The organism is bacterium (assembly GCA_013360215.1).
In the GTDB taxonomy this organism is placed as follows: Bacteria; CLD3; CLD3; order SB21; family SB21; genus JABWCP01.
On record JABWCP010000005.1, the window covers coordinates 1 to 13,676 of the forward strand.

13 protein-coding genes are annotated in these 13,676 nt (G+C 45.1%); 4 read left to right on the plus strand and 9 right to left on the minus strand.

What is annotated here, in order from left to right:
- The 9 genes from thiL to HUU58_04590 form a co-directional block, all read right to left on the minus strand.
- A partial coding sequence (thiL, locus tag HUU58_04550; GenBank protein ID NUN44932.1) for a thiamine-phosphate kinase occupies nucleotides 1-620 on the minus strand: 620 nt, incomplete at its 3' end.
- A gap of 183 nt (nucleotides 621-803) precedes the next feature.
- Nucleotides 804-1,418 (minus strand): hypothetical protein, encoded by a 615-nt coding sequence (locus tag HUU58_04555; GenBank protein ID NUN44933.1) that lies wholly within the window; start codon nucleotides 1,416-1,418, stop codon nucleotides 804-806.
- 78 nt (nucleotides 1,419-1,496) lie between these two features.
- Nucleotides 1,497-2,609 carry an ABC transporter permease gene (locus HUU58_04560; GenBank protein ID NUN44934.1) on the minus strand — a complete coding sequence of 371 codons (1,113 nt, stop codon included), beginning with the start codon at nucleotides 2,607-2,609 and terminating at the stop codon, nucleotides 1,497-1,499.
- Nucleotides 2,610-2,611: 2 nt separating this feature from the next.
- Nucleotides 2,612-3,712, minus strand: a complete 1,101-nt coding sequence (locus HUU58_04565; GenBank protein NUN44935.1) for an ABC transporter permease — start codon at nucleotides 3,710-3,712, stop codon at nucleotides 2,612-2,614.
- Complete coding sequence (locus tag HUU58_04570) at nucleotides 3,709-4,464, minus strand: ABC transporter ATP-binding protein (GenBank protein NUN44936.1); 756 nt, start codon at nucleotides 4,462-4,464, stop codon at nucleotides 3,709-3,711. Before HUU58_04570 ends, HUU58_04565 begins: the two co-directional genes overlap by 4 nt.
- On the minus strand, nucleotides 4,451-5,371 hold the full coding sequence (locus tag HUU58_04575; GenBank protein NUN44937.1) for an ABC transporter ATP-binding protein: 921 nt from the start codon (nucleotides 5,369-5,371) through the stop codon (nucleotides 4,451-4,453). Before HUU58_04575 ends, HUU58_04570 begins: the two co-directional genes overlap by 14 nt.
- The gene (locus HUU58_04580) at nucleotides 5,368-5,766 is read right to left on the minus strand and encodes a hypothetical protein (protein ID NUN44938.1); all 399 of its coding nucleotides are present in this window, start codon (nucleotides 5,764-5,766) and stop codon (nucleotides 5,368-5,370) included. Before HUU58_04580 ends, HUU58_04575 begins: the two co-directional genes overlap by 4 nt.
- A gap of 30 nt (nucleotides 5,767-5,796) precedes the next feature.
- Nucleotides 5,797-6,684, minus strand: a complete 888-nt coding sequence (locus tag HUU58_04585; GenBank protein NUN44939.1) for an HlyD family efflux transporter periplasmic adaptor subunit — start codon at nucleotides 6,682-6,684, stop codon at nucleotides 5,797-5,799.
- Between the two features lie 3 nt (nucleotides 6,685-6,687).
- The gene (locus HUU58_04590; protein NUN44940.1) at nucleotides 6,688-7,311 is read right to left on the minus strand and encodes a TetR/AcrR family transcriptional regulator; all 624 of its coding nucleotides are present in this window, start codon (nucleotides 7,309-7,311) and stop codon (nucleotides 6,688-6,690) included.
- Nucleotides 7,312-7,567: 256 nt separating this feature from the next.
- On the opposite strand from HUU58_04590, the gene HUU58_04595 reads away from it, so the two are divergent.
- The 4 genes from HUU58_04595 to HUU58_04610 all read left to right on the plus strand — a co-directional run bounded on the left by HUU58_04595 (nucleotide 7,568) and on the right by HUU58_04610 (nucleotide 13,569).
- The gene (locus HUU58_04595) at nucleotides 7,568-10,819 is read left to right on the plus strand and encodes a hypothetical protein (protein ID NUN44941.1); all 3,252 of its coding nucleotides are present in this window, start codon (nucleotides 7,568-7,570) and stop codon (nucleotides 10,817-10,819) included.
- Nucleotides 10,820-10,950: 131 nt separating this feature from the next.
- Nucleotides 10,951-12,036: a dehypoxanthine futalosine cyclase gene (gene mqnC, locus HUU58_04600; GenBank protein NUN44942.1), complete on the plus strand. Its 1,086-nt coding sequence runs from the start codon at nucleotides 10,951-10,953 to the stop codon at nucleotides 12,034-12,036.
- A 100-nt stretch (nucleotides 12,037-12,136) separates the two neighbouring features.
- Nucleotides 12,137-12,595, plus strand: coding sequence for a cupin domain-containing protein (locus HUU58_04605; GenBank protein NUN44943.1), 459 nt, complete (start codon nucleotides 12,137-12,139; stop codon nucleotides 12,593-12,595).
- Between the two features lie 11 nt (nucleotides 12,596-12,606).
- Nucleotides 12,607-13,569: a CPBP family intramembrane metalloprotease gene (locus HUU58_04610; GenBank protein NUN44944.1), complete on the plus strand. Its 963-nt coding sequence runs from the start codon at nucleotides 12,607-12,609 to the stop codon at nucleotides 13,567-13,569.
- Nucleotides 13,570-13,676 lie beyond the last annotated feature (107 nt).

The following is a 13,676-nucleotide window of genomic DNA, read 5'->3' on the forward strand; positions in this document are numbered from 1 at the left end:
ATTTGCGCCCATTCCAGTCGCGCATCCGGTCTGCAGTGCCGTTGCCAGGCATACGCCGGTTTTTTCTTTAAACGATCATAAAACATCAACCCGGCAGCCGATCCTCCAAGATCGCCGGTTACCGCGATCACGTCCCCGATACGGGCATCGCTGCGAAGCCATGGTCTATTTCTTTCAGCAACGTTTCCGATTAAAGTAACCGTTATCGAAAACGCAGAACTGCGCGAAATGTTTCCGCCGACAATTTGTACATTATAATTCCGGCATGCTTTTGTTATCCCGCGATACAACGCATGTATACTTTTAGTACGCGTCTGCGAATCCATTTGAAGCGCGATCACTGCAAATGAAGGGTCTGCACCCATGGCCGCGATATCACTGACATTGACGGAAATACTTTTATAGCCAATATCTTCAAACGTCATATATCGCCGGTCAAAATGAATCCCTTCGACCATTGCATCCGTCGTGATAACTTGTTGTTTTGCCGATGACCGCACCCATGCCGCATCATCGCCTATGCCGCAAAGAACATTTTTTCCGGCCGGATAGCCCGACTCCAGAATCGCGTGTAACTGACGAATCAGGCTAAATTCGTCGCCCGTTTTTTTTGATTTCATCAGGCGGCAATATACGGGTAGGGGCTTTTTATAGCAATTATTTTATGCGTTTTAAAGCAATAAAACCGATTAAAAATCAACCCGTTAAAAGTCGTGATTTCCCATAAAAAAACGCGGGCTCGCCTGAAATGATGGGTGAGCCCGCGTACGTATTCTCGAGATGGGATCCGAGTTCAGTAAAAATTAATCAAGGATATAATCTATCGTACCGATAAGCTGTTCAAACTCCTTACTGTATTTGTCCATCGTGGTTTGAGGGCCGACCGCTTTGAGAAACCAAGGACCATTGGGCGCCTCGACGATAGCGGCCCACATCGCATAACCCGGCGTTTCATCCACCGGGCCGCCCATTTGACCGGCCACACGCGGTTTCATATAATTACCGCTCACACGAACAATCGTTATTTTGAGTTTGTTGTTTTCTGTATTTTTGATTACGGCTTTACTTTGAGTATCGCTGCCGTCCGGTTGTTTAAACTGCCCGTACCAACGCGAAAGATTGGCATCAACGGATCCGCCGGCACCGGGAAAATAAGACAGTACAAGTTCCGCGTCATCTTCCGGTTTACTGCCGGGAAGACGGTACTGCTCCTTACGCATCGAATTGGTCGGCGTTTCAGACTTCCAAACTTCAGGGGCTTTAAAAACTACATGGCCCGGCGCATTCATATCAATATTTGCATGCGGATTTCCGGCATGGGGATTACCTGCGGGCGCATTTTCGGGAGCCGGTTTCGGCCCGGGTTTGCAACTCACTATCGTCATTACGAATACAACAAAAATCACTATGTACTTCATAAGCTAACTCCAAAATCATTTTTCTTTGTGTGCATTGAGAGTATAAACAAAATTGAGGATTGGAAACAAGTATTATCGTTAATCACTGGTTTTACGATAACGAATGACAGCCAATGTAAACATAGTGAAAGCTAAACCTATCAACGCGGAAACATAAGGAATTATATCCTGCAGCGGCGCGCCTTTGAGCAACACCTGCCGCAGTATGCGAATAAACAACGCTACCGGATTGATCCACATGGTCTGTTGCGCCCATAGCGGCATACTGTCAAGCGGCGTAAAAAGCCCGCCCATCAACATAAAAATCACCATAAAGAACCATGCGATAAACATCGCCTGCTGCTGCGTTTCTGTAACCGTCGAAATAAAAAGACCCAGCCCCAAAACCAATATCAGATAGATAATCGTGATGCCAAAAACCAGCGGTAATCCGCCGAGCATCGGCAAATCAAACACTAAGCGGCCAATAACCAACCCCATAGCCAATTCAAATAATCCGATGATGAGAAACGGTAGCAGTTTTCCTATGATGAATTGATGTTTTTTTATCGGCGTTACGTTGATTTGTTCGATCGTACCGATTTCTTTTTCTCGCACAACGTTCATGCCTGACAAAAACAGACCGATCATCGTTACCAATGCCACAAGTATGCCGGGTATCATATAATGTTTATAATTCAATTCCGGATTATACCAATTTCTGGCGATTATTTCGATGCGCTGCGTCGTGCCCTGAGTCGGCTGAAAAGGCACGGTCTGTCTCGTAAAATCCTGAATGATCTGAGCCGCATACGACTGAATCACGCCGGCCGTACTTCCGTCTTCGGAATTGATCACCAGTTGCAATTTCGCCGTCGCTCCCGTGATCACATCCTTTTCGAAAAAAGCTGGAATTTCAACGATCAAACTGGCTTCGTTTTTTAAAACGGATCCTTCCGCTTGCGCATAATTGGTCGGCATGTCCGTGAGAATAAAATGATGCGTTGACGTAAAACGCTCGATCAGTTGCCTTGACAAATCCGATCGGTCGCGATCGACGATTTGAAATTTTACATTCTTCACATCGAATGTCGCCGCATTGGAAAGTATCAACAGCTGAATGAAAGGCATAACGAAAATAATAGGCAACATACCTTTGTTCCGAAAAATCTGAAGAAACTCTTTACGCAAAATAAATCGAATCGTCCGCATCGTCACTCCAATCGGATTTTAAATTTTCGCGCACTGATGGTCATGAGTAAGAGTGTCATACCCGCGAGCACCAGGGTTTCTTTCCACAGATATTCGATACCAACGCCTTTGAGCATGATACCTTTGACGATAATGAGAAACCATTTAGCCGGAACAATATTGCTAAAAATCTGAAGTGGCACCGGCATACTCGAAACCGGAAAAATAAACCCGGAAAGAATAATAACGGGCAGCATCAGTCCGGCCAACGATGCCATCATAGCTACCTGTTGTGTACGGGCAATCGTAGAAATCAGTAACCCAAGCGATAAAGCCGTCATGATAAAAAGTAACGCCTCCGCGTAAAAAAGCGCGTAACTGCCGCGAAACGGCACTTCGAAAACAAATCGTGCCAGCAAAAGAACTGTTGAAGTATTGACCAAGGACAACAATAAATAAGGCAATACTTTTCCGACGATGATCTGTATCGGTCGCAGCGGGGAAACCAATAAAATCTCCATCGTTCCGAGTTCCTTTTCGCGAGTGATGGTGATGGAAGTCATCAGTGCGGATATCAGCATCAGCAAAAGCGCAATAAGCCCCGGGACAAAAAGATATACGCTGCGCATCTCCGGATTGAAAAGCATTTTTACTTCAGTGACTATCGGCGTCAAGGCATGCGGATTAAGATTCGCCGAATAATCCCGGATAATGGAAGTCGCGTAGGCCGTCAACGTCGTAGCCATATTGGGTTCCGTCGCATCGGTGATCAGTTGTATATTCGCTACACCTTCGTGATACAAACGCGCGGTAAATTGCGGTTCAAAAACCACAGCCATCTTTACGTCGCCGGTTTCAAATGCCGGCGCTATTTGATCGTCGTGCGTCAGTGTTTGAACATTTTGAAAATAACCGGATGATAAAATTTTTTGAGTGATTTCCTGTGAACGCGCATCGTGGGCATGATCCAGTATGGCAATGCGCGCATCATTGATTTCATTACGAATGGCAAAGCCGAATAAAATCATTTGAATGACAGGCATACCAAAAAGAATCAATACCGTTCGTTTGTCGCGAAGGATGTGAAAGAATTCTTTGACGATAAATGCGCGAAAGCTTTTCATAATTCTTTACTTTGCTGCGGTCTTGCAAGGCGGATAAACACGTCGTTCATAGATTTTGCCTCAAACGTTTGCTTCAATCCGCGCGGCGTGTCCAGCGCAGCCATGCGCCCGTCCACCATGATCGACACGCGATCACAGTACTCCGCTTCGTCCATATAGTGCGTGGTTACAAATACGGTGACACCGCGATGCGCCGCTTCGTAGATCATATCCCAAAACTGACGCCGTGTGATCGGATCCACACCACCGGTCGGTTCGTCTAAAAAAACGATGGCCGGATCGTGTAATAATGCCACCGAGAAAGCCAGCTTTTGTTTCCATCCCAAAGGCAACTCGCGCAGCATAGTCCTGGCTACATCATGCATGCGCAGACGATCCAGTAGCATTTCGCTTTTGGTACGTATCGCCGCGTCGGATAAACCGTAAATACCGCCGTAAAAGGTGATATTTTCCTGCACGGTCATATCTTCATACAGCGAAAACCGTTGACTCATGTAGCCGATATTTTTTTTAATGCTCTCTGTTTGCGTATAAACATCATACCCGGCGACTTGTGCCGTACCCGACGTAGGCGCCAATAATCCGATGAGCATTCGCATCGCGGTGGTTTTACCGGCCCCATTGGCGCCCAAAAAACCGAAAATTTCACCGCGACCGACATCAAACGTAATCGCATTGACAGCGATAAACGAACCAAAGCGTTTAGTCAAATCACGAACCGTAATTGCCGCATCGGATTTATTGGGTTTCATGTTGCTCCATCAATGCCATAAACGAATCTTCGATGGTCGGTTCGGTGCGCATCACTTCGACATCATCAAATCCCTCCGTCCTCAGTTCATCACGTAATTGCTGTTCGGAAACCCCGGGACGCCGATCCGTGTAATGCAAAAATTCGCCGAACGGAAAAATAGATTGTGTTTCCGCAGATCCGCGCAAATGCTCCATCAAAAGATAGGTCTTACGACTTTTGATCGCATACAGCGGCGAACGAAATTTTCCCACCACATCGGCCGGTGTGTCGATATCCAAAATTTTACCGCTTTGAATCAATGCGATACGATCACAAAGCCCGGCTTCATCCATGTAAGGCGTGGATACGATGATGGTAATACCTTTGGTCTGGAGCCGTTTGAGCATGTGCCAAAACTCTTGCCTTGAAACAGCGTCAACACCCGTGGTCGGCTCATCCAAAAAAAGAACTTCCGGCTTGTGTATCAACGCGCAACTCAAGGCCAGTTTTTGTTTCATGCCGCCGGACAGCTGGCCTGCGCGGCGTTTTTTGAACGGTTCGATCTGAACATAGATGTCGCGAATGAGATCGTAGTTTTCCTGAATAGAGGTGCCAAAAACCGATGCAAAAAATTGTAGATTTTCTTCTACACTGAGATCCTGATACAACGAAAAGCGACCCGGCATATAACCTAATCGTTTGCGCAATTCCCTGAAGTCGCGAACAACGTCCAATCCGCTCACGGTGGCGCGGCCTTCGTCGGGTATCATCAGTGTTGTCAGAATGCGAAATAACGTACTTTTTCCTGCGCCATCCGGTCCGATAAAACCAAAAAGTTCTCCGGCTTTGACCTGAAAACTCAGGCTTGTAATCGCTGACGTTTTGCCAAATCGTTTCGTGAGATGATCCGCTTCGACCGATATCATAGTTTGGTATTATCCGCTTGGTTTTTCACAAAAACATAATACCCGATCAGAGAAATAATGCCCCACACTATCCATCGGAAGCCCATCGCTGCAACGGTTCTTTTTTCGTAGGCCAAACCCGATGCGATATGTATTCCTAATAAAACAAAAATCACACTCGTCGTAATAAAGATGTAAACGCTTAGTTTGTAGGCTACGCGCGGATCAATCCACACATACAGACTTGCTGCGACATAGATAAAACCTGAAAAAAAATTAAACCAGACAACCCAAGGTATGACTGTTCCGAAAACACCCGCATTAAAAAAAATGGCAGCGCCGCCCGCCGTGATGGTCGCCAGTCCAAAGATGGCCGCCGACAACGAAATAAGTAATTTTGTTATTAACGGTTTCATTTTAAAAAACTTCTAATCATTCACCTGACTTTATTGAAAATACATTTCGCCCGGCATCCCGATTTTCAAACTGCCATCGTTTTGAACTTTTACTTTGATGGCGTACACCATATTGACGCGTTCCTCTTTGGTCTGAATAATCTTCGGTGTAAATTCCGCCTTAGAGGCAATCCAAATCACTTCGCCTTCGAGCGAGCGATTGTCCGTAGCGTTGTCATCTATCGCGACTCGCACTTTTTGACCTATTTTTACATGCGGCAGCTGATCACCGCTGATGTACGCGCGCAAATGCATCACACGGATGTCGGCAATTTTATAAAGCGGTTTGCCAAAGGATACGATCTCATACGATTGTACATATTTAGCCAATACGGTTCCCGATATCGGATTGATAATGAGACTTTTTTGTATTTGATCGTTGATCTGACGTATCTGCGCATCCAACCCGGCCAGTTCCGACAATACGCCGGCATTTTGTGCTTCCGTGGAAGCGATTTGTTTTTCGATCACACGCACCTGGCCTGTGATGTCATCCATTTGTTTCTGCGTCGCTACTTTTTCACGATAGAGATTCTCAATACGCGTTTTTTCCGTCATGGCCACACGGCGCTGCTCCTGCAGTACTTCCATTTGCGCAAGGACGTTATCTGATCGGGCGGCTACACTTTGTTTGGACGCGACCAATTGTATCCGCTTCAGCGCCAGTTGTGTGGTATCAATACATCCGACGCGTTGTTGTTCGGTCAAAGTGATCCCCTCTTCGACATCAAAAAAAAGCAGCTTTCCGCCGGCTTCAGCAGCAATCAAAGTTTCGACTGCTTCAAAATTACCGTACGCATCGGCCATGTTGTTTTTTTTGGAACACGCCGTCAGGGTTATTAAAAATAATGTGATCGTTATAAAGGTTTTCACATGCATCTCCTAAACCCGTAAACCATTGAGCACCAGCATGGTGACCTGCGCTTTACGGCGTTCTATAAATTCATTGAATTGTTTTTCGTCCATACTGAAAAAAAACTCGACCATCGGTTTGGCAACAAAAGGAAAAACACATTGGCTTAAAATACTAAGAAGCAATTGCTCCGGCTCGATCGGGATATAGCGTCCATCTTCGATGCCTTCGCGTATTTGACGTTTGATGACATCTAGCTTAGGTACTATACCGCGTTCCTCAAATATGCGCCGCATACGCTCGGGGTTGGTCGTCATTTCATGTAAAACGAAACCGGGAATGAAGCGATTGTTTTTTATAAAGTCGATATAGGTGTGAATCAGTTTTTCGATTTTTTGCTCCAGTGGTGCTTCGGAATTGATCATATGTAAAACGAGAGGAAAAAAACGTGAGATCGCCTCTTCAAAAACAGCTTGAAACAAACGGTCTTTGCTGCGGTAATAATAATGCAAAAGTGCTTTATTGATGCCGGCTTCGTCGGCTATTTCCTGCATCCGGGCGCCGTCAAAGCCTCGACGATGAAATATGGAACGAGCGGCTTTGATGATCTTGTTTTCTGCTGAATCTTGTTCTGTTTTTATGTTTTGATCCATTTTAAATATTGATAATAATAAACTTAAATTATTAATTAGATAGTTTAACTAAACAGTTAAATATATATTATAAACACAGCTGTGTCAAGTTTTTTATGTAGCAAACGCTAAAAAACTGTCTTTAGTGTTTATGTTTAATAAAACAATTTAGAAAATTCTATGAATCGGTCTTTCAAGTATAAAACATAAATTTTTATGGAAAATGAGGGATATAAATTATTATAATACCCCTATCCAAACCACTTTAAAACTTCTCATGACAAAATACGTTTGGCGGAGCCTGCTTTTTTTTGAAATTACCCTAATATCGCTGATTTGCAGCGTAACGGCACAGGTGCGTTTTGTTGATCTGGACCGGCTTTCCCTCGAAGAAGGGCTCTCTCAAAGCTCCGCTATCTGCATGCTACAAGACAGGCAAGGTTTTCTTTGGATTGGCACCGAAGACGGACTTAATCGCTACGATGGGTATTCCATTAAGATTTTCAAAGCCGATCCGGCAGATTCCGGTGCGTTACAAAATGCTTGGATAACTTCACTTTTTGAAGATCATACCGGTAATTTATGGGTAGGAACCCGCGGCGGGCTGCACCGCTACGATGCGGCACGAAACAAGTTTATTTCTATACCGCTGGATAATACCTCATTGTCTGTCTTTGCAATTACGGAAGATTTGCAACACCATCTTTGGGTTGGCACACAGCAAGCCGGGTTATTCAGAAAATCTGCATCAACGGCCGATTGGCGACAGTATCGTTTTGACCCTGCGGATCCCCGGTCTGTGAGCAGCAATGATATTTTTGTTTTATACACGGATGATATCGGCCGTGTTTGGATTGGAACACGAGACAATGGTCTCAATCGCTACGATGCGATGGCGGATAATTTTATTCGTTACCAACCCACTACAGGAAATCCCTATAGCATCAGCGGCTTATCCATTCGCAGCATCCGTCAGTATAAAACGGAAATCTGGATTGGCACACTCAATAACGGGGTCAATCGTCTTGATCCGCTTACCGGACGATTCAATTCGTATCAACCCGATGCTTCCAAACCCGGCTCAATAGCTCATAACAGTATTTGGTCCTTATTTGCAGACAGTAAAGGCATTTTGTGGGTAGGCACATTTGGCAATGGTGTTATGCAATATGATCCTGCCGGGGATAGCTTTGTTCAAATTCAGTCCAAACCTTCCTCAACACCGCGCAATGATCAAGTCGTAGTTTCTATTCTGGAAGACCGCAGTGGCATGATGTGGTTTGGCACTATCGGTGATGGGTTACGCAAATACCTTCGTATCAAAGACCGCTTTCAATTTATCAATGCACACCCCAATCCTAAACGCGGTTTACCGGATAATATGATCTGGTCACTGCACGAAGATCGGCAATCCAACATATGGATCAGTACTCAAAAAGGCATCACGGTCTATAACCCCAAAAAAGAGGTTTTTTCTCAATATACCAACCCGCGAAGGGAAGCGTGGAAGCTCGGCGAAACAGCCTACGCAATGGCACAGGACAGCAATGGTGTGATTTGGTTTGCGACGTTCGGAGACGGTCTCAAACGGTTTGATCCGCGCACACAGCGCATTTCAGCGTTTCAAGTTAATAAATTTTCGCCGGGCGGAATTCCTACAAATAATATTTTAGCACTATACGTTGACCACGAAAACGTACTTTGGGTTGGTACGTATGACGCCGGGCTTCTCCGATTAGAACCCGGAAACAGAACTTTCAAAGTTTTTAAGAAAAAAGAAAAAGATTCAACTTCTCTGCAAGACAATCAGGTGCGTACTGTTTTCGAAGACGCGCGCGGCGTTTTATGGGTAGGCACGGCGCAAGGCGGGTTACATCGTTTCGACAGAAATTCGTCTACGTTTAAAGTATATTCGACGCAAAGTCCGGGACTGAAACGTCTTCAAAATAATTTTGTCAGCGCCGTATCCGAAGACAAAGACGGTAGTCTGTGGGTGGCCACCTACGGAGGATTGCACCGGATGAACCGCGAGACAGAAACATTTATTTGTTACTCCGAAAAAAACGGACTCGCAAGTAACCAAATATACGCCTTGATCAAAGATCAGCGTGGCCGTTTTTGGATGACCACCAGCCACGGATTATCCGTACTGGATCCGCACGATGCCGTACCTGTATTTCGAAACTATACATCGCACCACGGCCTGCAAAGTGATGAGTTTAATATGGGCGCGGCGATTCGCAATGTATCCGGAACGATCATGGCCGGCGGTGTGAGCGGCGTGGTGATTTTTCATCCGGATAGCCTCGAAAGTAAAAAATACGATGTCCCGGTGGCTATCACGGCCGTGCGTGTTGCCAATCGCATGTTGGAGCACGAACCTTGGGATGACAAATATACGACGCTTCGGCATGATCAATCTACCTTGGCTTTTGAGTTTGCATCGTTTGATTTTTCTTTTCCAGAACAGAATAAATACGCCTATCGCCTTGAAGGATTTGAAACGGAGTGGTCCGATGCTGATGCATCACGACGTACGGTCAATTATACCAATCTTGATCCGGGAAAATATGTTTTTCAGGTACGCGGCACCAATAGCGACGGCCATTGGAGTGATAAAACGGCCGCATTTCGTTTTGAAATTCTGCCGCCATTTTATAAAACATGGTGGTTCGTCGGCAGCAGTATTTTTCTGATTGTGTTTTTAGCTATTCTATTTTATCGAATACGCATCCGCCGCATCGAAAATCAAAAGAACGAATTGGCACGCCAGATAACGGAGCGCACAAGAGAGTTGCGTGAAAAAAACAGCGAATTGGAACGCGTCAATGCGATACGAAACGAACTTCTGGGCATGGCTGTACACGACTTGCGTAGTCCTATCTCTGCGATACGAAATCTGGTTCAGTTTCACTTGGAAGCTTTAAAAAATCAAATTAACGATCGTGAAACAGATATGCATGATATGGAACGTGCGCTAAGTTTATCCGATCGCATCAGTTCGACATTAAATGATCTGTTGGATATTTCCGCTATCGAATCGGGCAAATTATCCATAAACAAACTCCCCGAGAATATCGAAACCATTATTCATGATGCGTTCGAGCTCAATCTTCGTGCAGCCGAGCGCAAAGGTACTACGTTAAAATCCGATATCGCACCCAACCTCCCCAAGATTCTTGTGGATCGTATTCGGATCGCCGACGTACTCAACAACCTCATCAGTAACGCCGTCAAATACACACCTAAAAATGGCCGCATCCGTGTCTATGCCGAAGTATCGGGCATGTTTATGCATATTCATGTCGAAGACAATGGCCAGGGCCTAACGCAGGAAGATTTATCCAGCGCTTTCAAAACATTCACGCGATTGAGCGCCACACCTACCGATGGTGAAACCAGCACCGGGTTAGGGCTGGCCATCGTAAAAAAAATAGTCGAACTCCACGGCGGTTCGGTCTGGGTGCGATCAGAAAAAAATAAAGGCTCGACATTTAGTTTTTCCGTTTCGCTCGAAGGACACCATTAATCCGTTCGGGTCGGCCTCTTTTCTGCGCGCCGCGTTACTTTGAAATCCTCCTTGCAATCCATTTCGGTTTTTTCTAATATGGCGCGTTCCAAGTTTCAAAAATAATTGAAACTTTAAATGAAAGCGAATTTATGCTGCAGAAGATTTTTGATAAAATCGAAAACAACGAACGCCTGACGTTTGAAGACGGGATGACGCTGTACGCTTGCAAAGAGCTACCGCTGCTCGGTTTCCTCGCCAACCATGTTCGCCAAAAAAAGCGTCCGGGCAATCAAGTCACGTATATCATTGATCGTAATATCAACTATACCAACGTCTGCGTTGATCTGTGCAGTTTTTGTGCTTTTTATCGCCCGATAGGTCACGACGAAGGTTACGTCCTTCCTACGGAAGTTATTGATGAAAAAATTGACGAACTTATCGCACTGGAAGGCATTCAGATCCTTATGCAAGGCGGACTGAATCCAAAACTCAAAATCACTTATTACGAAGATTTATTTCGTCATCTGCGCTCCAAATACCCTCAGATTTGGCTGCACTGCCTGAGCGCCCCGGAAATCCGCTACATCGCCAAAGTTTCGGGACTTACGCTGGATGAAACGGTTGCGCGACTCAAAGCCGCCGGACTTCAGTCTGTGCCCGGTGCCGGCGCAGAGATCCTTGTAGATCGTGTTCGCTCGGAAATTTCACGCGGAAAATGCGACACCCAAGAGTGGCTGGATGCGCATAGTATATTTCACAAACACGGCTTGACATCCACGGCGACGATGATGTACGGCCATGTGGAAACCCGCGAAGAGCGCATCGAGCATATTCTTAAAATCCGCGATCTTCAGGATAACAGTTTAAAAAACTACGGCCTCGGTTTTACCGCATTTATCCCGTGGAATTTCCAGCCGGATAATGTACCTCTCGGCAAAAACCAAAACCTGCGTACCACCACGACAGTAGAGTATCTCCAGACATTAGCCATTTCTCGCCTTTTGCTTGATAATATTGATAATTTTCAGGTGTCTTGGGTTACACAAGGGCAAGACATCGGCCAATTAGGCCTCAATTATGGCGCCAACGACTTTGGCAGTCTCATGATCGAAGAAAATGTTGTAAGCCAAAACGGTACCTCTTTTAACGTAACGGTGAAAGACATAGAAAAAATGATCCGTGATGCCGGTTATGAACCCAAACGCCGAAATAATCAATACACTTTTGTGAATTGATTGATCATAGCCTCTTCGCAATAGCATGTCACGTAACAAGCGGATTGTTTTTTGATTCCTAAATTAATTTAAAACCGGATTCACGGTTTATTTCCTTTCTATGACAAAACTCTCATCCGAAGATGTCCTCCGCATATTAGACTTGCAGCCGCACCCCGAAGGCGGCGCTTATCGCGAAACTTACCGTTCAAAAAATCAGGCAAATGTGGATCCGCAACGATCGGTATGTACGGCGATTTATTTTTTAGTACAAGCACATCAAAAAACAGAGTGGCATCGTGTCACATATGATGAAATGTATCATCACTACGCCGGCACAATATTGGATGTCCTCCTCATTAGCCCCGACGGTGTTTTTGAAAAACATAAACTTGGCGATGATTTAGAGACGGGTGCGCGACCGCAACTGTTGATTCCCGGTGGTTATTGGCAATCGGTACAAGCGCATGATTTTTGGGTTTTGGTAGGATGTACGGTCTCTCCGGGGTTCGATTTTTCAGATTTTGAATTATCCAATGAAGCCGCTTTAAAAAAGCAATTTCCTCACCTATCCTTTTGAAAGGTACACGTATGACCACGCAGGAAGTTTTTATCAACAAAAATTATCAGATGCGTGCAGGATGGCGCGTACTTATTTTCATTGTCGCTTTTATCCTGATCAGCATGCCATCCGTTTATCTGGGATTATTATTTACTAAGTTTCTTGAGTTCCCCAAAGAATACAATGAAATTATCGTAAAATTTTTAACCACTATTATCCCTTTAGGTTTATCATTTTTCCTCTTGAAAAAACTCGATAACCGCTCTACCGACTATCTTGGATTAAAAACGGATCGTGCCGGATTTATAGAGTTGGCGTGGGGACTTCTGATCGGTTTTGTAATGTTGACGATTGCGGTTCTAATACCGTACGCGATGGGTTACGTGACGCTTCAGTTCGCAGCGGAACCGCCTTCGTATTTTTTTAGCGGTCTGGCATTCAATCTTTTACTTTTCATCGTCGTAGGTTTTAACGAAGAAATTTTATTCAGGGGTTATATCTTTCAAGCTACCGGTGAGGGACTTGGGTTCATCAGCGCCACGCTGCTTTATTCTCTGCTTTTTGGTGCCGCTCATCTCGGAAATCCGAATGTCTCTGTATTTGGCATTATTAATATCGTGTTGGCCGGAGTCTTATTATCGCTCGCGTATATCAAAACACGTGCACTTTGGATGCCGATCGGCATTCACATCGCGTGGAATTTTACGCAGGGATATATTTGGGGGTTACCGGTGAGCGGGACGACGGTCATTCAACCAATGATCATCGCTCAGGAGATCGGACCGGACGAAATCACCGGTGGATCATTTGGTCCTGAAGGCGGCATCATGTGCTCGATCGTATGCATCGGCGCTTGTTTATTGATATGGAAATATTTCACCCCATCCGATGCGATGAAGCAGGTCATACAAGAGGCCAAAGCCGCTCAACCATTCAAACCCGATATCAGCAAATCCGCCAGTAATACTAACCCGGATAGCGAAGTTTCATAAATATTTTCAAGAAAACTATCCCCAAAAACCGCAGATGGGGCGACTAACCACCGTATTTACGTTAGATTGATAGGGAATTTTTTGTTTTACCGTTAAAAACAAAATGT

Excerpts from the sequence above, each read along its gene's own strand:
- HUU58_04595 (NUN44941.1), top strand. The coding sequence starts at position 7,568 with ATGACAAAATACGTTTGGCGGAGCCTGCTTTTTTTTGAAATTACCCTA.
- HUU58_04580 (NUN44938.1), bottom strand. The coding sequence starts at position 5,766 with ATGAAACCGTTAATAACAAAATTACTTATTTCGTTGTCGGCGGCCATC.
- HUU58_04590 (NUN44940.1), bottom strand. The coding sequence starts at position 7,311 with ATGGATCAAAACATAAAAACAGAACAAGATTCAGCAGAAAACAAGATC.
- HUU58_04575 (NUN44937.1), bottom strand. The coding sequence starts at position 5,371 with ATGATATCGGTCGAAGCGGATCATCTCACGAAACGATTTGGCAAAACG.
- mqnC (NUN44942.1), top strand. The coding sequence starts at position 10,951 with ATGCTGCAGAAGATTTTTGATAAAATCGAAAACAACGAACGCCTGACG.
- HUU58_04585 (NUN44939.1), bottom strand. The coding sequence starts at position 6,684 with ATGCATGTGAAAACCTTTATAACGATCACATTATTTTTAATAACCCTG.
- HUU58_04610 (NUN44944.1), top strand. The coding sequence starts at position 12,607 with ATGACCACGCAGGAAGTTTTTATCAACAAAAATTATCAGATGCGTGCA.
- HUU58_04570 (NUN44936.1), bottom strand. The coding sequence starts at position 4,464 with ATGAAACCCAATAAATCCGATGCGGCAATTACGGTTCGTGATTTGACT.
- HUU58_04560 (NUN44934.1), bottom strand. The coding sequence starts at position 2,609 with ATGCGGACGATTCGATTTATTTTGCGTAAAGAGTTTCTTCAGATTTTT.
- HUU58_04565 (NUN44935.1), bottom strand. The coding sequence starts at position 3,712 with ATGAAAAGCTTTCGCGCATTTATCGTCAAAGAATTCTTTCACATCCTT.
- HUU58_04555 (NUN44933.1), bottom strand. The coding sequence starts at position 1,418 with ATGAAGTACATAGTGATTTTTGTTGTATTCGTAATGACGATAGTGAGT.
- HUU58_04605 (NUN44943.1), top strand. The coding sequence starts at position 12,137 with ATGACAAAACTCTCATCCGAAGATGTCCTCCGCATATTAGACTTGCAG.